This window comes from Alphaproteobacteria bacterium SS10 (genome assembly GCA_019192455.1).
GTDB lineage: Bacteria > Pseudomonadota > Alphaproteobacteria > TMED2 > TMED2 > TMED2.
The window spans coordinates 524,308-547,947 of sequence record JAHCML010000003.1 but is presented as its reverse complement, the minus strand read 5'-3'; the positions used below and the strand labels follow the sequence as shown (position 1 = coordinate 547,947).

The 23,640-nt window shown below is 58.1% G+C and carries 23 protein-coding genes and 1 tRNA gene; 11 read left to right on the top strand and 13 right to left on the bottom strand.

All coding sequences use genetic code 11. The features are described from left to right. The first annotated feature begins 8 nt into the window (after positions 1 to 8). The 6 genes from pgsA (at position 9) to KI792_02915 (ending at position 4,389) form a co-directional block, all read left to right on the top strand. A complete protein-coding gene (gene pgsA / locus KI792_02940) occupies positions 9 to 563 on the top strand; it encodes a CDP-diacylglycerol--glycerol-3-phosphate 3-phosphatidyltransferase (GenBank protein MBV6631970.1) in 555 nt (184 codons plus the stop codon). Further along, on the top strand, positions 560 to 829 hold the full coding sequence (gene moaD / locus KI792_02935; GenBank protein MBV6631969.1) for a molybdopterin converting factor subunit 1: 270 nt from the start codon (positions 560 to 562) through the stop codon (positions 827 to 829). Before pgsA ends, moaD begins: the two co-directional genes overlap by 4 nt. A gap of 4 nt (positions 830 to 833) precedes the next feature. Continuing rightward, positions 834 to 1,292 carry a molybdopterin synthase catalytic subunit MoaE gene (gene moaE, locus KI792_02930; protein MBV6631968.1) on the top strand — a complete coding sequence of 153 codons (459 nt, stop codon included), beginning with the start codon at positions 834 to 836 and terminating at the stop codon, positions 1,290 to 1,292. 88 nt (positions 1,293 to 1,380) lie between these two features. Beyond that, complete coding sequence (locus tag KI792_02925; protein ID MBV6631967.1) at positions 1,381 to 2,040, top strand: TetR/AcrR family transcriptional regulator; 660 nt, start codon at positions 1,381 to 1,383, stop codon at positions 2,038 to 2,040. A gap of 172 nt (positions 2,041 to 2,212) precedes the next feature. Next, positions 2,213 to 3,055, top strand: coding sequence for a MipA/OmpV family protein (locus tag KI792_02920; protein ID MBV6631966.1), 843 nt, complete (start codon positions 2,213 to 2,215; stop codon positions 3,053 to 3,055). An 89-nt stretch (positions 3,056 to 3,144) separates the two neighbouring features. Continuing rightward, positions 3,145 to 4,389, top strand: a complete 1,245-nt coding sequence (locus KI792_02915; GenBank protein MBV6631965.1) for an FAD-dependent monooxygenase — start codon at positions 3,145 to 3,147, stop codon at positions 4,387 to 4,389. Here the strand turns inward: KI792_02915 and hemH are convergent. The 5 genes from hemH to KI792_02890 all read right to left on the bottom strand — a co-directional run bounded on the left by hemH (position 4,376) and on the right by KI792_02890 (position 9,264). Next, positions 4,376 to 5,521: a ferrochelatase gene (gene hemH, locus KI792_02910; GenBank protein MBV6631964.1), complete on the bottom strand. Its 1,146-nt coding sequence runs from the start codon at positions 5,519 to 5,521 to the stop codon at positions 4,376 to 4,378. The genes KI792_02915 and hemH overlap by 14 nt on opposite strands. 151 nt (positions 5,522 to 5,672) lie before the next feature. Continuing rightward, positions 5,673 to 6,107 (bottom strand): DUF1489 domain-containing protein, encoded by a 435-nt coding sequence (locus KI792_02905; GenBank protein MBV6631963.1) that lies wholly within the window; start codon positions 6,105 to 6,107, stop codon positions 5,673 to 5,675. A 24-nt stretch (positions 6,108 to 6,131) separates the two neighbouring features. Beyond that, positions 6,132 to 7,031: a hydroxymethylglutaryl-CoA lyase gene (locus tag KI792_02900; protein MBV6631962.1), complete on the bottom strand. Its 900-nt coding sequence runs from the start codon at positions 7,029 to 7,031 to the stop codon at positions 6,132 to 6,134. Between the two features lie 120 nt (positions 7,032 to 7,151). Further along, positions 7,152 to 8,513, bottom strand: a complete 1,362-nt coding sequence (locus tag KI792_02895; protein ID MBV6631961.1) for a hypothetical protein — start codon at positions 8,511 to 8,513, stop codon at positions 7,152 to 7,154. A 115-nt stretch (positions 8,514 to 8,628) separates the two neighbouring features. Continuing rightward, complete coding sequence (locus KI792_02890; GenBank protein ID MBV6631960.1) at positions 8,629 to 9,264, bottom strand: hypothetical protein; 636 nt, start codon at positions 9,262 to 9,264, stop codon at positions 8,629 to 8,631. Between the two features lie 380 nt (positions 9,265 to 9,644). On the opposite strand from KI792_02890, the gene KI792_02885 reads away from it, so the two are divergent. Next, positions 9,645 to 11,012 (top strand): hypothetical protein, encoded by a 1,368-nt coding sequence (locus KI792_02885; GenBank protein ID MBV6631959.1) that lies wholly within the window; start codon positions 9,645 to 9,647, stop codon positions 11,010 to 11,012. Here the strand turns inward: KI792_02885 and KI792_02880 are convergent. From KI792_02880 to KI792_02850, 7 genes are all read right to left on the bottom strand, one after another. Next, positions 10,997 to 12,130, bottom strand: a complete 1,134-nt coding sequence (locus tag KI792_02880; GenBank protein MBV6631958.1) for an acyl-CoA dehydrogenase family protein — start codon at positions 12,128 to 12,130, stop codon at positions 10,997 to 10,999. The genes KI792_02885 and KI792_02880 overlap by 16 nt on opposite strands. 27 nt (positions 12,131 to 12,157) lie before the next feature. After that, positions 12,158 to 12,835 carry an SDR family oxidoreductase gene (locus KI792_02875; protein MBV6631957.1) on the bottom strand — a complete coding sequence of 226 codons (678 nt, stop codon included), beginning with the start codon at positions 12,833 to 12,835 and terminating at the stop codon, positions 12,158 to 12,160. 4 nt (positions 12,836 to 12,839) lie between these two features. Next, positions 12,840 to 14,036, bottom strand: coding sequence for an acetyl-CoA C-acyltransferase (locus KI792_02870; protein MBV6631956.1), 1,197 nt, complete (start codon positions 14,034 to 14,036; stop codon positions 12,840 to 12,842). 62 nt (positions 14,037 to 14,098) lie between these two features. Further along, positions 14,099 to 15,637 (bottom strand): class I SAM-dependent methyltransferase, encoded by a 1,539-nt coding sequence (locus tag KI792_02865; protein ID MBV6631955.1) that lies wholly within the window; start codon positions 15,635 to 15,637, stop codon positions 14,099 to 14,101. 76 nt (positions 15,638 to 15,713) lie between these two features. Beyond that, complete coding sequence (gene mgtE, locus KI792_02860; GenBank protein MBV6631954.1) at positions 15,714 to 17,093, bottom strand: magnesium transporter; 1,380 nt, start codon at positions 17,091 to 17,093, stop codon at positions 15,714 to 15,716. A 156-nt stretch (positions 17,094 to 17,249) separates the two neighbouring features. Further along, positions 17,250 to 19,556 (bottom strand): NADP-dependent malic enzyme, encoded by a 2,307-nt coding sequence (locus KI792_02855; GenBank protein ID MBV6631953.1) that lies wholly within the window; start codon positions 19,554 to 19,556, stop codon positions 17,250 to 17,252. A 205-nt stretch (positions 19,557 to 19,761) separates the two neighbouring features. Next, a tRNA-Leu gene (locus KI792_02850) sits at positions 19,762 to 19,849 on the bottom strand. 172 nt (positions 19,850 to 20,021) lie between these two features. On the opposite strand from KI792_02850, the gene lipB reads away from it, so the two are divergent. Together lipB and KI792_02840 are read left to right on the top strand one after the other, a co-directional pair. Continuing rightward, positions 20,022 to 20,711, top strand: a complete 690-nt coding sequence (gene lipB / locus KI792_02845) for a lipoyl(octanoyl) transferase LipB (protein ID MBV6631952.1) — start codon at positions 20,022 to 20,024, stop codon at positions 20,709 to 20,711. Further along, complete coding sequence (locus tag KI792_02840; protein MBV6631951.1) at positions 20,698 to 21,621, top strand: succinylglutamate desuccinylase/aspartoacylase family protein; 924 nt, start codon at positions 20,698 to 20,700, stop codon at positions 21,619 to 21,621. Before lipB ends, KI792_02840 begins: the two co-directional genes overlap by 14 nt. Before the next feature lie 2 nt (positions 21,622 to 21,623). On the opposite strand, the gene KI792_02835 is transcribed toward KI792_02840, so the two are convergent. Next, the gene (locus KI792_02835; GenBank protein MBV6631950.1) at positions 21,624 to 21,941 is read right to left on the bottom strand and encodes an acylphosphatase; all 318 of its coding nucleotides are present in this window, start codon (positions 21,939 to 21,941) and stop codon (positions 21,624 to 21,626) included. Between the two features lie 237 nt (positions 21,942 to 22,178). Between KI792_02835 and KI792_02830 the strand changes: the two genes are divergently transcribed. Both KI792_02830 and KI792_02825 read left to right on the top strand, forming a co-directional pair. Then, positions 22,179 to 22,832 carry a hypothetical protein gene (locus KI792_02830; GenBank protein MBV6631949.1) on the top strand — a complete coding sequence of 218 codons (654 nt, stop codon included), beginning with the start codon at positions 22,179 to 22,181 and terminating at the stop codon, positions 22,830 to 22,832. A 4-nt stretch (positions 22,833 to 22,836) separates the two neighbouring features. Next, positions 22,837 to 23,631: an Hpt domain-containing protein gene (locus tag KI792_02825; protein MBV6631948.1), complete on the top strand. Its 795-nt coding sequence runs from the start codon at positions 22,837 to 22,839 to the stop codon at positions 23,629 to 23,631. Positions 23,632 to 23,640: the final 9 nt, after the last annotated feature.

Genomic DNA, 23,640 nt, shown 5'->3' with positions numbered 1-23,640 from the left:
ACCGGCTTATGTGGACCTTACCGAACATACTGACCATTGGCCGGATGGTGGCGATGATCCCGCTGGGCCTCGCGCTTGCCTATGGCGGTGAGAATGGCGCCTGGATTGCCTTTGCCCTGTTCTGCCTAATGAGTGTCAGTGATTTTCTCGATGGCTGGATCGCCCGCCGGTTCAACATGGCATCCGCCTTTGGCCGGGTTATGGACCCGATTGCGGATAAGGTCGTGGTTGGGGTCATGCTGCCACTACTCATCGGCATGGGATTGATCGAGGGCTGGCACACCCTCGCCGTCTATCTGATCCTGACCCGGGAGTTTGTGATCTCCGGCCTGCGAGAGTTCCTGGCTGGAAGCCTCGTCATCCATGTGACAACGCTCGCCAAGTGGAAGACGACCATGCAACTGGTTGCAACGGGTGCGATCCTGCTGTCAGCCGCCTGGACGCCAGCTACCCTGTCCGCAATTGGGTTGCTTTGGGTTGCCGCACTGATGACCGTCGTGACTGGCATCGACTATCTGCGCCAGGCTTGGCCCAGCTTAAGCGGGGATGAGGCCGCATCGTGAGTGCCCAGACTGCCATTACCATCAAGTACTTTGCCTGGGTGCGCAGTCGTCTAGACCTGGCTGGTGAAACGGTCGAGCTAAGCAATAGCGCCACCACCATCGCAGATTTGATGACGCAATTGGCTGGACGCTCAGAAAGCCATGCTGCGGTCTTCAACAAGCCCGAGGGCTTGAAGGCTGCCGTGAACCAAGAATTCGCCGAAGCAACCACCCCGGTCAAACCGGGTGATGAGGTGGCCTTCTTCCCACCAGTGACCGGGGGCTAGCACCATGTCCGTGCGTGTTGGCGAAGCTGATTTTGACGCGGGCGTTGAGATTAAGGTCCTGACCGACGGGCGACGGGATGTAGGCGGGGTCGCCACCTTCATCGGTCTAGTCCGTGACCGTAATGAAGGAACCGGCGTCAGCGACCTTACCCTCGAGCATTATCCCGGGATGACAGAGAAGGCGCTCAACGCCATTGAACAGCAAGCGCGGGAGCGCTGGCCACTCATCGACGTTACAATCATTCACCGGGTTGGGCGCCTATCGCCCGGCGATCAAATTGTCTTTGTTGGCACCACCTCAGCCCACCGCGCTGCCGCCTTTGAAGCTTGCGACTTCATCATGGATTACCTGAAGACAGAGGCGCCGTTTTGGAAGGCTGAAACCACCGCGGAAGGTGAGACCCGCTGGGTTGAGGCACGCGCCAGTGATGATGAGGCAAAGCGGCGCTGGGCGACCGACTAGAGCCCATTTCGAGCAATTCTACAGAACCAAAATCAACCTACACACGTAGAGCAACGCAAGATCACCACATAATCTTGTAGGGCTCTCAATGAAGGAACTTCGTCGGAAACCGCAGAACCAACGATCGCAAGCGATCGTCGATGCGATTTTGGGCGCTGCTGGCCAAATCTTGGTCGAGCAAGGCTATAACCGCTTTAATACCAATGAGTTGGCCCGGCGAGCCGGCGTCTCAATCGGCACGCTCTACCACTACTTCGACAATAAGGAAGCGATTGTCATGGCGCTTCGGCGCCTGCACCAACGTGATGTGCGGGTGGCGCTGGTCAGCGTGCTGGATGAGGCCAAGGATCTGCCACCGCTGGAGCTAATCCGCCAGCTGGTTCGGGCTGATATTAAGACCCACCGCAAGGATCCGGCGTTGCATCGCGTGCTATCGCAAGAGATCCCCCATGTGGGCCCGCTTGAGCAGCGAACCGAGAACGATCCGGAAAACGACATGACGCGCCTCTATCAGGCGTTGCACGAGGCGGTGGATAGCTTAAGCGATCCAGCCCAGCGTGACGCGGACACTGAGGACGAGGCGATCAATCAGATCAACACCAGCGCCTTCATCATCGAAGCCCTAGTCCATGCCTTTGTTGTCTATAGCGACCGTGAGATCCCGTCTCAGCAGATTGAAGATCACATCATGCAGGTGGTCACCGCCTACCTGTCATCGCAAGGACCGGCCAACGCCACCGTTCAGTGATCCCCCACTCGGCAATCGCAAACCCTCGAGAATTGCCGAGCAAGCCATCCAACCCAACCGGTAAACCCCTATGATAAAACACCTTTTTTCCACGCCCGCGCGAGTAGGGTCAGCCAGCAGAGGCCTGTATAACTTAGTATGTACAGATCAACGTTGCTTCCCCACCCAATCCATGTCCAATCGCCCCCTTTTCCTCGCCGCTGCGATCAGCGCGACGGTCGCCCTTTCCCCTGCCCTTGCCCTCGCTAACGATGATGAGAGCACCCGCGGTGATGCCTTGTTCGGCTTTGTCACCGAAGATGCCTCTGGCTTTGTCGGTGCCGGTGTTGGCATCGCACCGGAATATGAGGGGTCCGAAGATTATGACGTGATCCCGCTTGTGGTTGGTCAGGCCAATTGGCGTGGCTTTGGCTTAGAGCTGCGCGGCCTGGGTGCGGCCATCGATGTGTTACCCTCCCGTCGCTTTGATGCCGGTCCGGTGATCAACTTCCGGGGCGGGCGCGATGATGATGTCGATAATGATGTGGTTGCCCGCTTGCGGGAGATTGATGATGCAATCGAGGTTGGTGGCTTCTTCCGCTACAACCTCTCCCCCGACCTCTTGGACGGCGACCGCCTGTCGTTTGAGGTCGACATCCTTCAAGACGTCAGTGACGCCCATGAGGGTTTGGTCGGCGGCTTTGGCGCGGCCTATAGCTGGCGACCAACTGCCAAGCTCGGCGTGATCCTGGATGTTAGCACCAGCTTCGCCAGCAGCGATTATATGGATACCTACTTCACCGTCGATACCGGTAACTCCGCGCTTAGCGGCCTGCCAGTGTTTGAGGCGGATAGCGGGTTCAAGGATATCGGTATCGGTACCACCCTCACCTATGACTTCAACGATAGCTGGGGCGCGCTGGCCCGCATTGGCTATACCGAGTTACTCGGCGATGCTGCGGACAGCCCAATTGTCGATGATGAAGGCTCAAGCAGCCAGTTCCTGGCGGCGGTGGGCATTACCTACCGGTTCTAAACGGTTAACTGCGACAAGACACCCATGGGTATACGTCCGGGTCCCGTCTCTATATTGATGACGGAAACCTGGACGGATAGCCCATCATCATGCCTGACACTCAACCAGATCTCCTTGTCGCTGGCGGCGGTGCTGCTGGCCTTGTGACCGCCCTCGCGGCCTGCCAGGCCGGTTGGTCTGTAACCTTGGTTGACCCGGGCCCGCTGACCGCCAAGCGCACAAATGTGAAGAGTGATGCCCGCACCACGGCCATCATGGCGAGCGGCATCCGGATGCTTGAGCAACTGGGCGTCTGGCAGGAGCTTGAGCCGATAAGCGCGCCACTTCGCTACCTCCAGCTGATTGATGACAGCACCGGCAACACGCTGGATCAGCGTTTTGATGCCGCCGAAATTGACCAAGAATGGTTTGCGCAAAACGTGCCGAATGAGGCGTTGAAATCAACGCTGATGGCCGTGCTGAAAAAGCAGAACGGCATCACCCTCTTACCCGGCACCACGGTGCATGGCATCAGCCATCGGGACCAGCATCTTCAGGTTCGCATTGGCCCAGACGAGGGACCACAGGACACGATTGAGCCAAAGCTACTGGTCGCAGCCGACGGCCGACGATCCGCTTGCCGGGACATGTTGCGCATCGGGGTTGTGAAGGGAGCCGCCACGGAAATGGCCCTCGTCTTCAACACCGAACATGCGGTTAGCCATGACGGCATCTCTTACGAGTTTCACGGCCCCCTGGCCGATGGTTTCGGGCAGGTAACAACCATCCCGCTGCCCGGCAACCGATCCGCGATCAATCTGGTCGGTGATGAGGCCAGCATGAATTGGATCGGTGCCATGGAGGAGCCAGCGCTTCGCACCTTGGTTGAGGATGCGACACGCGGGCGGTTGGGTAAGATTATGCAGGCGGGTAAGCCATCGGGGTTTCCGGTTCGCCCCTTCCGCGCCCAACGGCTATCAGCCTCGAGGGCCGTGCTGGTCGGGGAAGCGGCCCATGCGCTGGCACCCATTGGGGCCCAGGGTCTGAACACGACCTTGGCCGATATTGCCGTCTTGATTGATCTATTGGGGCCATCGGGCCGAGCCGATCCCGGCCGACCGGATGTCACCGACGGCTATCGCCGGGCCCGGCGCTTCGACGTCATCGGCCGCAGCGGCGCAATCAGTCTACTATCGGATATGGTGCACCGGCGTAATCCGGTCGTGGATCAGCTTCGCCGCTTAGGGCTGCGCGGCATTGGGGCCGTTGGCCCATTACGCCGCCAGCTCATGTCGCAGGGGATGAAGCCGCTAGGCCAGCTGCCGCGCCTCATGCGGCCGATCAGCCAGCCTTAGCTTGCGGCTCTTGCGGTTCGCTACCGTCAATTGAGACCACATCACTGGCCTTATCGGACACCAGGGCCAATTGGTCAGCTGGCACCCAGCCCGCCAATTCCTGCTTAGCGAGATGAACCATTAGATCAATCGATGGCTCACTCTGATTGAGGCAAGGCACCACCGTGTAATGGGTGCCGCCATGCTCCTCAAAAATCTCATGCCCCTCGATGGCAATCTCTTCCAGGGTCTCAACACAATCGGATGAGAAGCCCGGCGTAATCACCGCCATCTTCTTCACACCTTCCTGGGCCAGCTTCTCGATCGTCTTATCGGTATAGGGCTGCAGCCATTCCTGCGGGCCAAAGCGAGACTGGAAGGTCAGTTTGAACTTCTCACTATCCATGCCCAGATGCTCGCGGATCAGCCGGGCCGACTTCGCGCATTGGCAGTGATAGGGATCGCCCTTCATCAGATAGCTCTTCGGCACACCGTGGAAGGAGGACAGGATTACCTCCGGCTCCCAATCCAGGGTTGCCAGATGATCGTTCAATGATTTGGCAATCGCCTCAACATAGACCGGGTCATCATGATAGGGCGCCATGGTGCGCACAGCTGGCTGCCAACGCATCTTCTTTAGCGCATCGAAGGCCTTGTCATAAGCCGTCGCCATGGTGGAGGCGGAGTACTGGGGATAGAGCGCCATCATCACGATGCGGTCACAGCCCTTCTCTTTGAGTGCCTCTAACCGGCTCTTAATCGATGGGTTGCCATAGCGCATGCCCCATTCGACCTCGATATTGTCACCCAGCGGCGCCAAACGCGCGGCTAGCGCCTCGGTTTGCTCGCGCGTAATCCGACGCAGCGGGCTCTCATTGGTTTCCTTATCCCAGATGCTGGCATAGGCCTCACCGCTCTTGCCCGGGCGGGTGGTTAGAATGATGAGATTGAGGATCGGCTGCCAAAGCCAGGGGCTAAGCTCAATAACCCGTGGGTCGCTCAAAAACTCTTTCAGGTACCGGCGCATCGGCCAGTAGCTGGTCGCATCCGGGGTTCCGAGATTAATCAGCAACACGCCGGTTTTCGGGCCGGGCACGGCCGGGTGATCGGATGGGATCTTAAATGGGCGATTTGGATTGGCGCTATCGGTCATGGTCTTACGGTTCGTTCCTCGGCAAATTACCGATGGTCTGAGGTCTATAACTGATGACAGATATGGCGCCGCCGGTGAAATCAACCAGTAGCAGCAGCGAATATTCCCAGCAGGATATGGGTTTATCGGGCGTTAAGGCGCTGATTTGGGGCTACATCAGCCCCAGCTCACGCAATTCCACGACCATCTGATCCGGCAGATCATCACCTTTACCGGTATCGATCTGGGCCAGGTCTTTCGGGGTGTCTTTGGTTTCCAGATAGCGCCATCCCTGGATGTGCTTGCGGGTTACCGGCTCCACCAGCACCAGGTTGGGATCTAGGACAATCCGGCAATAGGTCTTGCCCTCAACATCCTCCTCCACCGGCAGGTCGATAACCGGTTGCCGGATGCAGAGTGAACGCTGCACGATCCAATAGATTGAACCTTGGCGATCAATAATCTCATCCGCCCGGGTTGGACGCCGACGGGTCATGGCCCAGGTGGCCGGTTCACCGTCATAGCTAAAGCCGCGATGCTTTTGGATCTGCTTCAAATGCTCCACAGAACGGGAGCCAACAGCGGTGCGCAGGAGATTGACGGGCATAGGGTGATGTTCGGTCTAGCGATATCAACGGGCGGCGAGCTTTGCCGCCGCAACCTTAGACCCATTAGATCGGCCGATTACACCGCAAATCCAGTCGCCGATATCCACAATCTGATCGAGGTCAGCGCCCGTCTCCATCCCCATGCCCTCCAGCATGTAGATGACATCCTCTGTCGCCACATTGCCGCTAGCACCAGGCGCGTAGGGGCAACCGCCGAGGCCAGCCACCGAGGTATCGAAGGTACGAATGCCCAGATTCATCGCGGTCAAGATATTGGCCAGAGACTGACCATAGGTATCGTGGAAATGCCCGGCCAGTTTGGTGCTGCTGGGCACCGCATCCTGAACCGCCTTCAGCATCGTGCCAACGCTACCAGGGGTACCGACCCCAATCGTGTCGCCCAACGAAATCTCTGCCACCTCCAAGCGGGCCAGCCGGGCGGCCACTTTGGCAACGGCGATGGGTTCAATAGCCCCCTCATAAGGGCAGCCGACCACACAAGAGATATAGGCCCGAACCTGCAACCCGCTCTCCCTCGCCCCGGCAATAACCTCGGCGGCGCGGCCAAAACTTTCATCGATTGAGCAGTTGATATTCTTTTGGGAGAAGCTCTCAGAGGCCGCGAGGAAGATCGCGATGGTCTCAGCGTCTGCGGTCTTAGCCGCCTCCAAGCCTTTGAGATTGGGGACCAGCACCGGGTAATCTGTAGCCTCATGCCGTTGAATACCGCGCATCACCTCATCACTGGCGGCCATCTGCGGCACCCATTTCGGCGACACGAAGGCGCCAGCCTCAACACTGGGCAGCCCAGCGGCAGCCAGTCGATCAACCAAGGTGATCTTAGTCGCCGCATCAATCGGCTTTGGTTCGTTCTGTAGGCCGTCGCGCGGGCCCACCTCAACCAGGGTAACGCGGTCCGTCATCTCTGCACTCTAGATCCGGTTAATCTCATAAGGTGAGAGGTAAAGGCAGATAGCTGAAAAGGAAAGAAGGCGGCCACCATTGGCGCCGCCTTCCCTACTATCTGTTTATTCTGACTGGGCTTACATGCCCATGCCGCCAGCCCGCAGAAGGCGTGGTGGCTTTGGCTCACCATCCTTGCCAAGTTCAGCCGCGATTGGCAGGCCGCCATCGCCAGGCAGACGATCGTCGTTGGCCGCACCACGTGGTGGCATCTTAAGCGGTGCCTCATCGCCATTGCGGCGGTTCGGTCCACGCTTAACACCGTCCAGACGACGCTCAATGTGCTCAAGACGATCTTCAACCGGGCTGGCGATACCTTCACGGTAGAAGTCATCATCCAGATCCATGGAGCCGTCTTTCGGGTCCAGATAGTTGCTGCCATCCGGTTGGGCACCCATGCCGCGCAGCCACTCAACCGTAACTTCATCGAAGCCTTTGGTCTTCTTGTTGTGCTCAAGCGCGAAGGAGAAGTGCTCAAGATAGTCAACGGAGTGCTTATCGTAAGCATCCCGGCGCCAGGTCTTAGAGAACCACTGATCAAACACCGCACGCTGTGCACGACCATCGGTAAGTGAGGTTGGGTCTTCTTGAACCTGGTGGATGAAGGCCATGGCCTCGTCACCATACTCACTGTTCAGGTGGGACTGCAGTGCAGCTGGATAGCCCGCTTCGGCCAGTTCTGCCGCCAACTTAATGGCGTTGGCTTCGGCATCAGCTTCCATCGCACGCATCATCCAAATGTTGTCGCGTGGCTTGAACTCAAGCTTGGTATTGAAGCCATTCTTGAACTGCCAAGCGTGGCGAAGCTCGTGCGCCAAAGTGGCAACCGCACGTCCCTCATCAACGGTTGGGTTGATGCCAACCAGATTCTCGCCTGGTGAGTAGTAGCCATAGACACCAGCCTGCATATCGATGGCGAACTTGATGTTCATCTCTTTCGCCATCTCAACCAGGGCGCGACCTGACTCACTCTTATTGAGGATTTCCATGTAGCGATTGATCGTTGCCACAGCACCTTCCTGGGTCATCTTGGGCATCTCTTCGCCCTCATCACCCGGAGCATCTGGGCCCTCATCCTTGCTGTCTGATGGGCCGCTGCCAGGGAAGCTGCCGTCGCGGTTGTTGGTTGGCAGGCGCTTATTGGCACCGAACTCATCCCAAACGATCAGCTTCTGGCTGTCCTTGGCCGCTGCACCATTACCGGTGCCCTCAACGCTGGCGGTTGACGCGGTTGGAATTGGTTGATCATCGGCAAAGGCACCCCAAGCCTCTGGTGACCCGTAATCAATCTCTGGTTGGTGGCGTCGTGGATGCAAGAAGTTCATCAACTGTGCATGCATGTCCTCGTCAGCCGCCGCGATGGCGCCTGCACTGTTCGATCCAGCGTATGGATCGCTTGGAGCCTCTGCCGCGAGGTCCAGAAGTGGACGAAAATCAGCCATGTTATCCCCTAATCATAAGCTTGGTCGGCGTGGTGCCTGACCGTGGATTTACAAAATTCGTTGGCGACGAAGACAACAGCGGGGGAGACGCTGGAACTTGTTTTGAGATGGCGCGTTACCGCATCTGCATCTCCATGGTCACCGGCTTACCATCGAACAGAACGCGATCTGGCGCGGACCGGACATTGCCATCTGCTGGCACCAGCAGGCGGCGAGAAACCAAGGTAGTGCCGCTAACAAAGCAGGCATCGATCACAAACCCATCCGGGAAGGCATCGCCTGCCGAGCGAATGCGGATCGGGTGCAGTGCCGCCTGAATGCGGCGCTGGTCGCTGGCGGCCATGGTGCTTAATGCCGGCAGGTCGGCCGGGCTCTCAATCAGCCATTGTGGCTCACCCATCCGCCAAACAAAGCGGGTGAAGAAACGCAGATACTCAACCGCATTATCACTCGTCAGCGTCAGTGGCGCACTCTGGTTGGCGGCCATGATTGGCGTCGGTGTGTAATCGATTGGGAAAACTTCCGTCCCACGGCGCAACACATATTTGGTGAGTGCCGGGATCACCGAATAATCGGTGGCCGCATAAAGCAGCATGTCGTCATAGAAAGGCAGGGACATCCAGGACAGTTCTGTCGACTTCACCGCCATCGGGCGGGCAGTGAAATGCCGGTTGATCTGTTGCAGCACAGCCTTACCGGTTTCCGGCGCAAGGGGCTGCATCTTGCGATCAAGACGGGGTATGAATGTCATGTGCTCTCCTTAGGGGCGGCGCGCCCGGATTTTCCCAATCCAGTAGCACCAGCATTTGCGGGGGCTCGGATCACAAACCGTCGGCGCATGTCCTAGGGTCTGGAACCGGAAATATCGGGCCGATCGGAGGAGAGATCATCAACTGGCCTGATTAAATGCTGGTTGCAGCTTACGAAAGCGTCAAAGCACACAGAATGAAGAAAACTGCTCTTTCGACTAAAAAATATGAAAGCTCTGCGTGTCGTATATCTGTTGCAGGCAAATTCGCGTTTGGACTAGCTTTCGCGCTTTTCTATTTCGGCAGCGCAGCATCGATTTCTGCCCAAGATCAGACAGTTACGGCACGTGGCGAGACAGAAGGAGCCGTCTTAAACAAGGCAATGGACACCTTCGCCATCGAGGTTGAGGGCTCAAGTTCCCTGGTTCGATTTGAGGCGCCACCGGCCCCAAACTCAACCCGGCTTGAACCCGTATCGGATCAACGAACGATCAATCTGATTGGCCGATTAAAGGATGGCGACAACGTCATTATCGGATGGGAATCCCGACAGGGCAGAAGGGTTCCCATCTGGGTCGATAAACTGATGCCCGCTGCCATTGCAGATGCAGCAGCCAAGCCGATAATGGCAGATGCGGGGCTAATCCCCAGACAAAGACTGACCGATCGTGGTGGCCGTTTTGACATAAGCACGCCTGTCGACCCACGACTGCCTGGAACTGAAACCATCGTGTATGACCGGGTCTTCAACGGCATTACTGGTCACCGCGATATCTACCGCATGTATATCGATGGTCGCTTGCCGCTTTGCCTTACCTGCTTCATCGAGCCGCGTATTCGGGCAGTTATGGGCAACCCCACCGTTGACCCGACCAATACGACGGTGGTGGTTCAGCGATTGAATGAGAATGCGGCTGCCGACGGCCGATTGAGCGAACGCTTAGATTGGGGAGTGAATCACGATCTTTGGGCCCTCAACATTGAAACGCGAGAGTTCAAGCCAGTCTGGATCAGCCCGCCGGGACATGGCGCCGTCTCCCCTCAGTTCTTGAACGCTCTACAAATTCGATTTGCAGAACGGGCTCTACCCGCCGCGGACGACCAAGCAGTGGCGCAAGTTGGCGCCTTTGCCCGCGGGCGACAACGCCAGGACCCCTGGTTCAACTGGAAGATCTCAAGAACAAATATCAAGTCGACACAACCAAGAACCGGTGGCAGTCAGGATCTGGAGGGACAGCCACGGCTTGTCACCTCAGGCATTACAAGCTTGGTCACACGGATTGCGAATGGCGACAAGTTCCAACGGCTCTATGACAGCACCAGCACATTCCGCCTACGGGTTATCGACCACGGGCTGATTGAGCGACCACGGCGGTCTGAGTTTTCACCGCCTGATCGGGTCGGCCCGGCGCTGCGGGATCGCGGACGTAAGGTGATGGTCTATAGCTCGTCTCGATCAATCCCAGCGCGACAGCTGGGTGCGGAAGAATGGCAAACGCCAACGGATTTGTTCATCAGGGTTGCCGATGGCCCGCTTTACCAACTTACCAACCATGGCGAACTGTCTAGGCGTACAGGTGACGCCTATCAGATCATTGATCTGGATTGGACCAATGATCGTCGGGTTCTGATCGCCGCCATTCAGGCGCGCAACCCAATCACTCGCCGCGAACGTGAGGCCGAGATCTGGCGGTTTGATCTAGACGAGCTGCTGAAACCAGCAACCGCTGCCGGTCAGCCTGCCAATTGACGACCGATGATCAGCTTTTGGATATCACTTGTGCCTTCATAGATCTGGCAAACACGCACATCGCGATAGATCCGCTCAACCGGGAAGTCCTCGAGATAGCCATAGCCACCATGAACCTGGATGGCATCTGAGCAGACCTTCTCCGCAATCTCTGAGGCGAACAGCTTGGCCATCGCGGCCTCTTTCAGGCAGGGACGACCTGCATCCTTCATCGCGGCGGCATGCAGGGTAAGCTGGCGCGCGGCTTCCACTTGCGTCGCCATATCGGCAAGGCGGAAATTCACTGCCTGATGATCAAAGATCGGTTTGCCGAAGCTTTCCCGGTCCTTGGCATAAGCGATCGCTAGGTCCAGTGCGGCCCGCGCCATTCCCACTGACTGGGCGGCAATACCGATCCGGCCACTTTCAAGATTGGCGAGCGCGATCTTATAACCCTCACCTTCCTCACCCAGCATCATGTCGGGCGTAATCCGACAATCCTCAAAGACGATCTGTGCGGTGTCAGAGGCATGTTGGCCCAGCTTCCGCTCAACCCGCGCCACGTTGTAACCCTCGGTATCGGTTGGGACGAGGAAGGCACTAATGCCCTTCTTCCCGGCTTCCGGATCGGTCACAGCGAAGACGAGAGCGATATCGCCGTTTTTACCGGTTGAGATGAATTGCTTCGCGCCGTTCAGGACCCAATGATTGCCGTCACGCTGAGCCTTAGTTTTAAGCGCGGCGGCGTCTGAACCCGCCTGCGGCTCAGTCAGACAGAAGCAGCCAACCATCTCACCCCGCGCCATGGGCTTCAGGAAGTGCTCCTTCTGCTCGGTCGTCCCACTTTTGACCAGCGCGGCACAGCATGGGGAGTTGTGGACACTCATCACGGTTGAGGTGGCACCGTCACCAGCGGCTACTTCTTCCAAAGCCAGCGCATAGGAAACCGCATCAGCGCCAACGCCATCCCATTCCTCTGGCACCACCATGCCCAGGAAACCCAACTCGGCCATCTCAGCCAGCGCTTCACGGGGATAGCTATGCTCCCGGTCCCATTCGGCGGCGAAGGGCGCTAGGCGGTCCGTGGCAAACTGCCGGGCCGTCTCCCGGATAAGTTCCTGGTCTTCAGTCAGTATCATGGGCGCAGCCCCACTCCCTTGCAGTCGCTACCAGGCGACTTCCTCACCGGCATAATTGATGAATCGGCCATTATCCGCCGCCGTTAACCCGTTCAGCACTTTGAACAGACCGCCGGTGCTCTCCTCAACGCTAAGCGCTGCCGATGGTCCGCCCATATCCGTGCGAACCCAACCAGGGCACAGGACAACGCAGGTGAAATCATCATCAGCCAAATCAAGGGATAGGCTGACCCAAGCGGCATTCACCCCGGCCTTGGTACTGCGATAGCTGTAATGGAAGCCCATGGCATTCTTGCCCATGGAGGCCATGGTGCTAGAGATCACCGCAAGCTGCTTCCGGCCACCGGCTCGAAGGTTGGGCAGAAACGCACGGGCGACCAGAACTGGCCCCATGGTGTTAACGGCAAAGTCACGCTGCCATTGCTCAACCGAGACATCGGCAAGGTTGCTGTAATCGGCATCAAAGACACCGGCATTATTAATCAGCAGATCAATCGGCACCCCGATTAGTGAAGCGGCAGCGGTCTTGATCGAAGCCTCATCGGTTACATCAAAATCGACCGTTCGAACCCGGTCTAATTCAGCTAGTGGGCTTGAGCTGGCATCACGACCAGCGGCCAGGACATCCCATCCCTGCTCAAGAAAACGATCAACCAAGCCACGCCCGATACCACGCTTGGCACCGGTGATCAGTACTGTCGGCATCGGTCTAGTTCACCCGTTCGATGGCGATGGCCGTGGCTTCGCCCCCGCCGATGCAGAGGGAGGCGACCCCCTTGGTCAGGTCGTATTTCTCAAGTGCGTTCATCAGGGTGACGATGATCCGGGCGCCGGAGGCACCAACCGGGTGGCCAAGGGCACAGGCACCGCCATGCACATTCACCTTGTCATGGGGCAGATCCAGGTCGCGCATCGCCGCCATGGTAACGACGGCAAAGGCTTCGTTGACCTCATAAAGGTCAACCTCACCAGCGGACCAACCCACCTTCTCAAATAGCGTCTCCATGGCACCGATGGGCGCGGTGGTGAACCAGGCTGGCGCCTGGGCATGGGTTGCGTGGCCATGGATCTTGGCGAGGATTTTAGCACCCCGCTTCTCAGCCACTGACTGACGCATCAGGACCAGTGCTGCAGCACCATCGGAGATTGAGCTGGAGTTGGCCGCCGTCACCGTGCCGTCCTTATCAAAGGCGGGGCGGAGCTGTGGGATCTTCTCCAGATTGGCCTTAAACGGCTGCTCATCACGGCTGATGGTCACCTCACCCTTTCGGGTCTTTAGCGTGACCGGGATGATTTCCTTATCCGCGGTGCCATCCTCACCCGCCTGCTTGGCACGGTTGAGGGAGGTGATCGCAAACTCATCCTGCGCTTCACGGGTGAATTGATAATGCTGGGCTGTCGCCTCGGCATAGGTACCCATGAGGCGGCCCGGCTCATACGCATCCTCAAGCCCGTCCAGGAACATGTGGTCATAAACCTTGCCATGCCCCATGCGATAGCCGCCGCGTGCCTTCTCAAGCAGGTAAGGGGCATTGGTCATGCTCTCAAACCCACCGGCAACTGCGATATCATTGCTGCCAGCCAGAATGCCGTCATGGGCCAGCATGGTCGCCTTCATGCCAGAGCCGCACATCTTATTGATCGTGGTGCAACCCACAGCCTCTGGGATACCGGCCCCCAGTGAGGCCTGACGCGCGGGCGCCTGGCCGAGGCCAGCGGGCAGGACGCAGCCCATCACCACCTCATCAACCTCATCACCCTTTACCCCGGCACGGGCGAGCGCTTCCCGCATCGCATCGGTACCAAGCGCCGGTGCCTTCACATCGGCGAGATCGCCCTGGAAGCTACCCATGGGCGTGCGGGCGCCGCCAACAATGACAACGGGATCATGATTGGTTTTCGACATTGGTCTCCTCCCCAGCAGACGCGATTGCGGATCGACCATTCAAGCGATGGCCGGTTTATCAGTTAGGTGTTGGCAGCGACGATATGAAGAGCGTGCAGCACTGGCAAGGTGTCACGCATATAGGCCTCGGCATTGCCCTCAATCATTTTGTGCAGCTGATCGCTAGCCAATGGATTGCCCTTGGCATCGCTGATCTGGATGTTCCGGGCCGTCATCTCACCCAAGGCCGCCTCCACTAGCTTGCCCAGATCGGCAGTTTCACCGGTATGGAAGAACAGCTGATCGAACATGGTGACCTTCAAGGTCGACCGGGTTCGCGGCGAGAGCAGATAGTTGATCGAGCGCTGGCCATCCAATGCCATGGCGCAAAGCCGCTTATTAATGTTGGTCATATGATCAGCGGGCGCGGGCTCATCAGCGGCATGGCGCAGGTAACCGACGCCCACCAGGATGCCGACAATCTCCCTAAAGCCATCATCGACCAGGCCGAGCGTCTCGCAATGCTGGCGCAGCTCAGCGCCCGTACAGCCATCGACACCGGCAAAGCCCAGAATGCTGCGGCATGCCTTCTCATCCAGACCGATCTGACCGGTTGGCACCTTAACCGCCATGTCATAGCGCTCAGCTGGATAGGCGGCGAAGAACTTGGCCTTATCAAGCTCCGCCCGATGGGCGCCCGGCGTTTGGTTGATCGCCCCCTTCACGTAAACATCGCTTCGGAAGATGCGGGCCATAGCAAAGTCGACCAGCATCTCGCGCTGAAGCTTCGGCCGCCCCTCTAGAACCGGATGCAGCTTGGCGGGCACGCCGGTAACCGGGATGTTGTCCAGCACATTGGACTGGCCGATGTAATCGAGCTTCTTACCCGCCATATGCTCAATCGGCGTGTGGGAATAGACCGGCTCCCACGTGTCATTGCCGAACTCATGCATCACGTAGCGCGGGTCATGCTCACCGCCGCCGAGGCGGTTCATGAACTGCACCGTTGGGCTGTTCGATTGGAGAAGCCCCTCATCCAGGCTGAATAGCTGGCTTATCTCGCCGAAGATTTGGTTGGGCAGATTTGGCTCGCTGAGGTCTTTGCCCTTCAGCATCGATTTGAACATGACGTTGAGGATGTCATGCTGCGACCAGCCACCCGCGCAGTTGTAAGAGACGAGTGAGTAGCCGCCGACCTTGAGGTTCTTGCCGATGAACTGGGTGACGTATTCCCGGTTCTCATGGGACACCCAAGTATATATGCCGTGGGCGATGATATAGTCGTAGGGCTCATGGGTATCGGCCAGCACCTCAGCAAAGCTGCGATCCGTGATGGTGATATTGGTCAGGCCCAACGCCTCAATAATCTCATGCGCGATCGCGACGTGGCCGGGGTTGAAGTCGTTGGCGACAAACTCAGCCTCAGGGTGGGTTGCTGCCAGCAAGATGCAGGTTAGGCCGGTGCCGCAGCCCAACTCAAAGTAACGGAATGCCTTACCCTTCCTGGCCGGGCGCTTACCCATAAACAGGGCCACCTGATCAATCGATTCCGGCGCCAGGGGGGAATAGAAGTTCGTCGTATAATCGGTGGCGGTAACGTAGCCCTCACCCCAATCACTCATGCTTCGCACTCAACTGCAAACAACGGCCTGCCCACCCATATTGGGGCCGACAGCCAAAGAAACCTTGCGGCAAGGCTTATAGCAGAATCCAGGCGGCGAGACCCAAAAAGGTAAAGAAGCCGACGATATCGGTGATGGTGGTGAGGAAGACCGATGACGCTACCGCTGGGTCAGCGCCAAGGCGATCGAGGGTCAACGGGATCAAAACACCAGAGAGGCCCGCAATGGCCAAGGTGGCAATCATGGCGAGCGCAATTACCCCGCCTAACACCGGATCACCAAACCAGAACGAGGCGACAAGCCCACTAACCACGGCAAAGATAAAGCCGTTGATACTGGCGACGAGGGTTTCCTTACCGATGACCCGCCAGGCTGTATTGGCCGACAATTCCTTCATCGCAAGCGCACGGACCGCGACGGTTAGGGTTTGGGTCCCCGCATTGCCGCCCATGCTGGCCACAATCGGCATTAGGACGGCCAGGGCCACAACCTGATCAATGGTTGCCTCAAACACACCGATTACAACCGAGGCCAAGACGGCGGTTAGCAAGTTAACTGACAACCAGGCAAAGCGGCTCTTCAACGTCTGCCAGGTGGCGGAGTAGATATCGCTCTCGGCAACACCACCGAGCTTCAACAGATCTTCCTCGGCCTCTTCATCGATGACGTCGACGATGTCATCAACGGTAATCACACCCAACAAGCGCCCCGTCTCATCCACCACCGGTGCGGAGACGAGGGAATAACGACGGAAAACGTCGGCGACTTCCTCCTGATCCATCTCTGCTGGTATCGGCTGGATCTCAGAATCTTGAATCTGTTCGAGCTTCACCGAACGGCGGGTGCGGACCAGGCTGTTCAACGGCACCGATCCAACAACCCGGTGCAACGGGTCAACCACATAGATGCTGTAGAAGTCTTCCGGCAGGCTGTCCGGGGCCGCACGCATGTAGTCGATGGTCTTACCAACGGTCCAAAACTGGGGCAGCGCCACGACTTCCCGCTGGATCAAACGGCCGGCACTATCATCGGGGAAGGTCAGGCCCTGCTCAACCAGCGCCCGCATCTGGTCTGAAAGTTTGGCCAGAATTTCCTTCTGCCGCTCTTCTTCCAGGTCCTCAACCAGCTCAATCGCGTCATCGCTATCAAGCTCAGCGATGGTCTTGGCGATCTCATCAGGCTCAAGATAGTTCAGCAGCTCTTCACGGATTGAGCCGCGAAGATGGACGAAAACCTCCGGGTCGATACCAGGGCGCAGGCAATCAATCAGCTGACGACGGTGTTCCGGGTCGATCTGCTCAATAAGGTCAGCCTCATCGGCTTCATGCAGGTCATCAATAAACCCACGAACCTTGTCGAGCTTACCCTTATCAAGCCATTTGATGACCTTGCGGACCGCCTCCGCATCCAAGCCATACTCATCGGCCTCGCCTGCTTCCTCGATCTCCTCGCGCATGTCGGGTTCCTTGATGCGCGGTTCTTTCTGCAGGTCGAGTTCGGCCATATGCCGGGTTCCTAGAGTTTGGGCGCAGGCGCCCCCTGACTTGGTAGACTTAATTTCAGTCTTAAGCTTGGTGTTTGGGCAGCGACGACGCCGCCCCGATCATGGCGATCAAACCCCGAATAGTTGTGTCTGCTTGGCCGGCCCACCTGAATGCTGTTGGGCATCGACGGTGGCCAACGCGGTAACATTTAAGATTGTCCGCGCCGTGGCTGAGCTGGTGAGGATATGCGCTGGTTTATCGACGCCAAGCAAGAGCGGACCGATCGGTTGCGCATCTCCGAGGCATTTTACCAGGTTATAGCCAATATTAGCGGCATCCAGATTTGGCATCACCAGCAGGTTTGCCGCACCGGTTAGGTGAGAGTTCGGGAAGATCTGTGCCCGTAAGTCTTCCTGCAGCGCCAGATCGGCATGCATCTCGCCCTCAACCTCAAGATCCGGCGCAATTTCATGCAGCAGGCGCCGCGCCTCTTGCATCTTCTCAACCGACGGCCCGGATCGGGAGCCGAAGTTTGAGAACGACAGCAAGGCAACCTTTGGCGTGATGCCGAACTGCCGGACCGCTTCCGCTGCCTCAATCGTCATCTCGGCGACCTGGGCGGCATTTGGGTCCTCGTTAATCTGCGTATCACAGATAAAGAAGGTGCCGGAGCCGGTGACAAGAACACTAAGCGCCGCCGGGATCGTCTGCCCCTTACGCAGGCCGATGACGCTCTGCACATCATGGAGTTGCTTACGATAGCCCCCCTTGGCACCACAGATCATGGCGTCCGTTTCGCCCTTGCGCAGCATGAGGGAGCCAATGATCGTCGTGTTGGTACGCACCGCTTCCCGGGCACGGGCTGGCGTAATGCCCTGCCGCTCCAGAATCTTGTGATAGGAGGCCCAATATTCCGGAAACCGTGGATCACTCTCTGGATCGACCAGCTCGAAATGCTCGCCTTCACGAATTCTCAGGTTAAGCCGCTCAATCCGGTCGGTCACGACACTGCGCCGCCCAATGAGGATCGGCTCGGCAAGACCATCATCAACGGCCAGCTGCACCGCCCTTAGGACGCGCATATCCTCGCCCTCGGCATAGGCGACACGTTGCGGGGCTTGCTTGGCCTTACTGAACACAGGCGTCATGACCAAGCCAGATTTGAACATGAAGCGGTTCAGCTCATTGGCGTATTGGTCGAAATCTTCAATCGGACGCGTGGCAACGCCGCTATCCATCGCCGCCTTGGCAACCGCCATGGCAATCCGCCCGACAAGGCGCGGGTCAAACGGCTTCGGGATCAGGTATTGCGGACCGAAGCCCATGGCCTCATCACCGTAAGCCGCAGCAACAGCCTCGCTGGCCTCAACCATCGCGAGATCGGCAATCGCCTCCACACAGGCCAGCTTCATCGCCTCATTGATCTCAGTCGCGCCAACATCGAGGGCGCCTCGGAAGATGAACGGGAAGCAGAGGACGTTATTCACCTGGTTGGGGAAGTCGGTGCGGCCGGTTGCGATGTAAGCGTCATCGCGCACCTCTTTTACCTCTTCCGGCATAATCTCCGGTGTTGGGTTGGCGAGCGCCATGATCAGCGGCTCTTTTGCCATCGCCTTCACATGCTCTTGCTTCAGCACCTTTGGCGCAGAAACGCCGAGGAAGACATCGGCATCACCAATCGCATCGGATAGGGTTCGATGATCGGTTTCGCGGGCAAAACGGGCTTGCTTTTCATGCAGGCTGTCGCGGCGCTCGGCATGCAGCACACCATCGATATCGGTCGCCGTGATGTTCTCAAGCTTCACGCCCATATCGACCAGCAGGTTGAGACAGGCAATGGCGGCAGCACCAGCGCCAGAGGTCACAACCTTAACCTCTTCAAGCTTACGCTTGGTCAGTCGAGACCAGTTGAGAACGGCGGCACCAACAATGATTGCGGTCCCATGCTGATCATCGTGGAACACCGGAATGCCCATGCGCTTGCGCAAGTGCTCTTCCACGACAAAGCACTCTGGTGCCTTAATGTCTTCCAGGTTGATCGCGCCAAAGCTGGGTTCCAGCGCCGCAACGATATCGCAGAACTTATCCGGCTCGGCGGCGTCCACCTCGATATCAATCGCATCGATGCCGGCAAACTTTTTGAACAGTACGGCCTTACCTTCCATCACGGGTTTGGAGGCAAGCGGCCCAATATTGCCCAGGCCGAGCACGGCCGTGCCGTTGGTGACGACCGCCACCAGATTGCCGCGGCTGGTATAGGTGCTGGCCGCACTGGGGTCTTCAACGATGGCTTCACAAGCAAAGGCAACGCCGGGGGAGTAGGCGAGCGCAAGATCACTTTGGTTGCCAAGTGGCTTTGTGGGCTGCAGTGCCAGCTTACCGGCTGGCTGGGCACGGTGATATTCGAGCGCCCTATCTTTGAGCTTATCGCCCATATTTCCTCCCCGGCATGACCCATGTTCCGGGCCAAAACCATCATTCATGCAATTCTGCTAAGCCGGCCGAGATGGGATGTCCGATAAAGGCGGCCTGATGGGGAGCTTGTGCCTGTTTTCCAAGCAAAAAGAAAGGCCTGGACTACCGCTATTCCGGCAAAACTGCCGTGCAGAAAGGCTTAAACCAGCAAGGAAAGAAGAGAGATGGTGCGGTCGAGAAGACTTGAACTTCCACGGGCGCAATGCCCACAGCGACCTCAACGCTGCGCGTCTACCAATTCCGCCACGACCGCACAATCGCTACGCTTGACGAGGCGATGCGGGCATCGGCTCGTTGGTAGGAGCCGAGTAGCTAACAAATGCCGTTAGAGGGGTCAAGCAAACGCCTACCTGCCTTGCACACCAAACAACCTTGGCAGGACCAGGTAACAAGCTTATGTCAGGCGTAGGACAAGGATTAACGCCATGGCGACCCCTGATATGCTGGCCGCAGCTGATACGACAATCGATTGGAAAATTTCCAAAGAACCGGTCGATTACGCCGACGCGCTCCAACAAATGGAGGAGCGCGCGGCCCAAATTGCCAATGGCGAGGCCAATGATCTGATCTGGCTGCTTGAGCACCCGCCGCTCTACACCGCTGGCACCAGCGCAAAAGAAGAGGACATGCTGACCGCCCAGTTTCCGGTTCATAAAGCCGGTCGAGGTGGTCAATTCACCTATCACGGCCCAGGGCAACGTGTTGCCTATCTAATGCTGGACCTAAAACTGCGCCGCCAGGACATCCGTTGGTACATCCATGAGCTAGAGCAGTGGATCATCGACGCCCTCGCCACCTTCCAAGTTGTCGGCGAGCGGCGTGAAGGCCGGGTGGGTATCTGGGTTGATCGCAGCCGATATGGCGGGCGCCAGGGCCAGGAAGACAAGATCGCTGCGATTGGCGTAAGGGTCCGCCGTTGGGTCACCATGCATGGCATCTCAATCAATGTGGATCCCGACCTGTCCCACTTTGACGGCATTGTCCCCTGCGGTATTCGCGAGCACGGTGTGACCTCCCTTGTTGATCTGGGGCTGCCGGTTACCCTGGCAGATATGGATGTGGCGCTGCGTGACACCCTGCCCGAAGGGCTAGCAAACCGACATGATGCTGCCTGACCTTACCCGCTACGCCGCCGCAACTCATGGCGTTGATTACGCGGTCACTCTGGATAGCGGGCGCGCCGGTCCCCATGCGGTGATTATGGCCCTGATCCATGGGAACGAGGTGGCGGGCGCCATTGGCCTAGACCGCGTACTCAGCACTATTAGTACGCCAGTGGCCGGCAAGCTGACGGCCTGCTTTGCCAATCACCGCGCCTATGAATTGTACGACCCGGCGCAGCCATTGGCGGGTCGGTTCTTACAAGAAGATATGAATCGGCTTTGGACCGATGACCTGGCCCAGCGCCCCGCCAACAGTTGGGAAACATCGCGGGCACAGGCCCTATTGCCCGTGATCGAGGACTGCGACTTCCTGCTCGACCTACACACCATGCCGCGACAGGCGCCGCCCCTAGCCCTGATCGGTGCGGAACCACGACACCGCGACTTGGCGCGCGCCATGGGCTGGCCGCACTGGCTGCTGAAAGACCCAGGGCATGAGGGCGGACCACGGCTCACCGACTACAGGCATTTCAGTGGCGGCGATCACTATGCCAGCGCTGTTCTGGTAGAATGTGGAGGGCACCAATCGCCAGACAGCGCGAACAATGCAGAGCAGGCCTGTCTGCGGTTTCTATCAGCGCTTCATATGCTGGATGCGCCAAGGCCGGATGCAACTGCGGCCCCGGTTGAGATTGAGGTGACCCATACCGTGCGACCGGAGAGTGAGGCTTTCCGATTTGCGGCTGAGTTCGAAGGCCTGATGGAAGTGGCCGAGGCCGGCACCCTAATCGCCCATGACGGCGAGCGGGAAATCCGCACACCCTATGATCATTGTGTGCTGTTGATGCCCAGCCTTCTGCCAACGGTGGACAGCACCGCTCTCAGATTTGGCCGTGCTGAAACTGTTGTTGTAGCCGCCTGAGTTTAACAGGTCGGCAGGATGCGGAAGCCGGTAACCTGCTCTGGTTCCGCCTGCTCAATCAAGCGATCAACCTGGGCCACGCGTGGGCCATTGGCGCAGTCATCCATCATCCGCTGGACCTTGCTGGGTTCGGCGGAAAACACCGCCTCGACTGACCCATCGAGGCGATTACGGACCCATCCATCAATGCCCAGCTGACGCGCCCGCTGCTCCGTCCAGGCGCGGTAGCCCACACCTTGCACACGGCCATAGATCGAGACCCGGACGGTCTTAATCTCAAAATTCCCGGTGGATTGCTGATCAGGGTTAGCCTTACCCATCATGTGTCTCGCCATTTCTAATCCCGCTTGTTGGTGCTTTATTCTTGATTAGGCTAGTCGAACGGATGGCCACGATTGTGGCTTCAAGACCGCCAGACGCCGGATTTGCACAGGCAGTTTGCCGAACACGCTTGGCGCCCTGCCCTCAACACCTGCATAATTGCGAAATGAGAGGGTTGCGACAAGGCCTTGACCGGCCAAATCCGACAAGCCATCCACAAGCAGTTATGTAAGCCCATGAGATCGTGGACAAAATTCGCCATTGGCTTTGCCGCTATGCTGCTGGCCTTCGTCCTGCAGTTACAACAGGCCAATGCATCCGGTGACCGCCCGACCTGGCGCCCACCACCAACCATGGGCATGCAGGACAATGTGGTTTCACTAAAGCGGGTCGGTGACTGGCAAGTCACCTGCTACCGCCGCACCTTTGTGCAGCCGGTCCGCGACGCTTGCGAACTTCGACTGCATGAACGCGAGCAGGCAACTGGCCATACCAAACCAACCTTCATCTTTGATTTGGTGATTGAGGCTGTGCCAGCCGCCCCCAATCCGGGTCGCGGCCAGAACTTGGTCAGCGAGATCTACGATTTTAACCTGTTGCTAGACTCCACGCCGACGCCAAGCTGGTCCGATGCCGTACTGCGCATTGGGGAGTTTGAATTGCGCGTGTCCGATGTCTGCGTTATCGGCCCATGCCTGCTTCGCCGCGGCGCTGCTGAGCATTTGGTTGAGCAGATGCTGTCCGCCGAACGCCCCGCCGGCGTTCTAACCTTCCGCGACGCGCCTCTCAGCAAATCCTTCATGAAACGGCGGATTGGTATTCCGCTCGCCGATTTCGGTGAGGCGATGAGCCTTCTGATTGAGCAGACCCAGCTGCATAGCGGGTACTGAGACGATGAAGGACGCCCTTGAAGATGCCCTCCACGCCCATCTGATTGCGGATTTCCGTGATGAGTCAGATGACCGTTTGGAGCTTCTTGGCCGCCTTATTGATCAACTAGCCACCGAACAACGTTCCGCCGATACGGGACGCATGGATGATCCCCAAACCCTCTGGGCGATCCGGCGTGAGGTGCATTGCCTAAAAGGCATCGCGTCGTCATTTGGCTTCCCAGCGGTCAGCATGCTGGCCCACCGGTTTGAGAACTTTATCGACGCGTTAGATGGCAGCGTTGGCGAAGAAACGCTGCACGCGTTTAGCCAATACATGAACGTGATGGGCCAGATTACCGATGGCAGCCACGCCACCGCGGAGCAGATCAACGCCTTGCTGCAGATCCTTCCCGCACCAGGCAGCCGCGAGGTTGATGAGAGTGGCCAGCGAAAGAAGTCGATCATCGTCGTGACGCCCTCACGGATTATGAGCCGATTGGTCAGCAGCCACTTAGCGGATTTTGGTGTCAGCCCAACCTTCTGCCATGACCCGGTTGAGGCGATTGGCATCGTTCTGCGCAGTAAGCCCGATCTGCTGATCGCATCGGCGGTAATGGAACCACTATCGGGCCGTGATCTGCTTAAGGGCCTACATGCCATGTCGGCCACCTGCCGCTTGCCGGTTGCGCTCCTCACCTCCTCTGATGAGGAAGAGGAGAGAATTGCGACAGAGACGCCGCATGTGGCGGTGATCCGATCCGGCCAACGGTTTGAGCCTGACTTCAAGGCCTTGGCAAAACGCTACGCCATCGAATAACCAATGCTC

Coding starts and splice junctions, on each gene's coding strand:
- pgsA (MBV6631970.1), top strand. CDS start 9: ATGTGGACCTTACCGAACATACTGACCATTGGCCGGATGGTGGCGATG.
- moaE (MBV6631968.1), top strand. CDS start 834: ATGTCCGTGCGTGTTGGCGAAGCTGATTTTGACGCGGGCGTTGAGATT.
- KI792_02925 (MBV6631967.1), top strand. CDS start 1,381: ATGAAGGAACTTCGTCGGAAACCGCAGAACCAACGATCGCAAGCGATC.
- KI792_02920 (MBV6631966.1), top strand. CDS start 2,213: ATGTCCAATCGCCCCCTTTTCCTCGCCGCTGCGATCAGCGCGACGGTC.
- KI792_02915 (MBV6631965.1), top strand. CDS start 3,145: ATGCCTGACACTCAACCAGATCTCCTTGTCGCTGGCGGCGGTGCTGCT.
- hemH (MBV6631964.1), bottom strand. CDS start 5,521: ATGACCGATAGCGCCAATCCAAATCGCCCATTTAAGATCCCATCCGAT.
- KI792_02905 (MBV6631963.1), bottom strand. CDS start 6,107: ATGCCCGTCAATCTCCTGCGCACCGCTGTTGGCTCCCGTTCTGTGGAG.
- KI792_02900 (MBV6631962.1), bottom strand. CDS start 7,031: ATGACGGACCGCGTTACCCTGGTTGAGGTGGGCCCGCGCGACGGCCTA.
- KI792_02895 (MBV6631961.1), bottom strand. CDS start 8,513: ATGGCTGATTTTCGTCCACTTCTGGACCTCGCGGCAGAGGCTCCAAGC.
- KI792_02890 (MBV6631960.1), bottom strand. CDS start 9,264: ATGACATTCATACCCCGTCTTGATCGCAAGATGCAGCCCCTTGCGCCG.
- KI792_02885 (MBV6631959.1), top strand. CDS start 9,645: ATGGACACCTTCGCCATCGAGGTTGAGGGCTCAAGTTCCCTGGTTCGA.
- KI792_02880 (MBV6631958.1), bottom strand. CDS start 12,130: ATGATACTGACTGAAGACCAGGAACTTATCCGGGAGACGGCCCGGCAG.
- KI792_02875 (MBV6631957.1), bottom strand. CDS start 12,835: ATGCCGACAGTACTGATCACCGGTGCCAAGCGTGGTATCGGGCGTGGC.
- KI792_02870 (MBV6631956.1), bottom strand. CDS start 14,036: ATGTCGAAAACCAATCATGATCCCGTTGTCATTGTTGGCGGCGCCCGC.
- KI792_02865 (MBV6631955.1), bottom strand. CDS start 15,637: ATGAGTGATTGGGGTGAGGGCTACGTTACCGCCACCGATTATACGACG.
- mgtE (MBV6631954.1), bottom strand. CDS start 17,093: ATGCGCGAGGAGATCGAGGAAGCAGGCGAGGCCGATGAGTATGGCTTG.
- KI792_02855 (MBV6631953.1), bottom strand. CDS start 19,556: ATGGGCGATAAGCTCAAAGATAGGGCGCTCGAATATCACCGTGCCCAG.
- lipB (MBV6631952.1), top strand. CDS start 20,022: ATGGCGACCCCTGATATGCTGGCCGCAGCTGATACGACAATCGATTGG.
- KI792_02840 (MBV6631951.1), top strand. CDS start 20,698: ATGATGCTGCCTGACCTTACCCGCTACGCCGCCGCAACTCATGGCGTT.
- KI792_02835 (MBV6631950.1), bottom strand. CDS start 21,941: ATGGGTAAGGCTAACCCTGATCAGCAATCCACCGGGAATTTTGAGATT.
- KI792_02830 (MBV6631949.1), top strand. CDS start 22,179: ATGAGATCGTGGACAAAATTCGCCATTGGCTTTGCCGCTATGCTGCTG.
- KI792_02825 (MBV6631948.1), top strand. CDS start 22,837: ATGAAGGACGCCCTTGAAGATGCCCTCCACGCCCATCTGATTGCGGAT.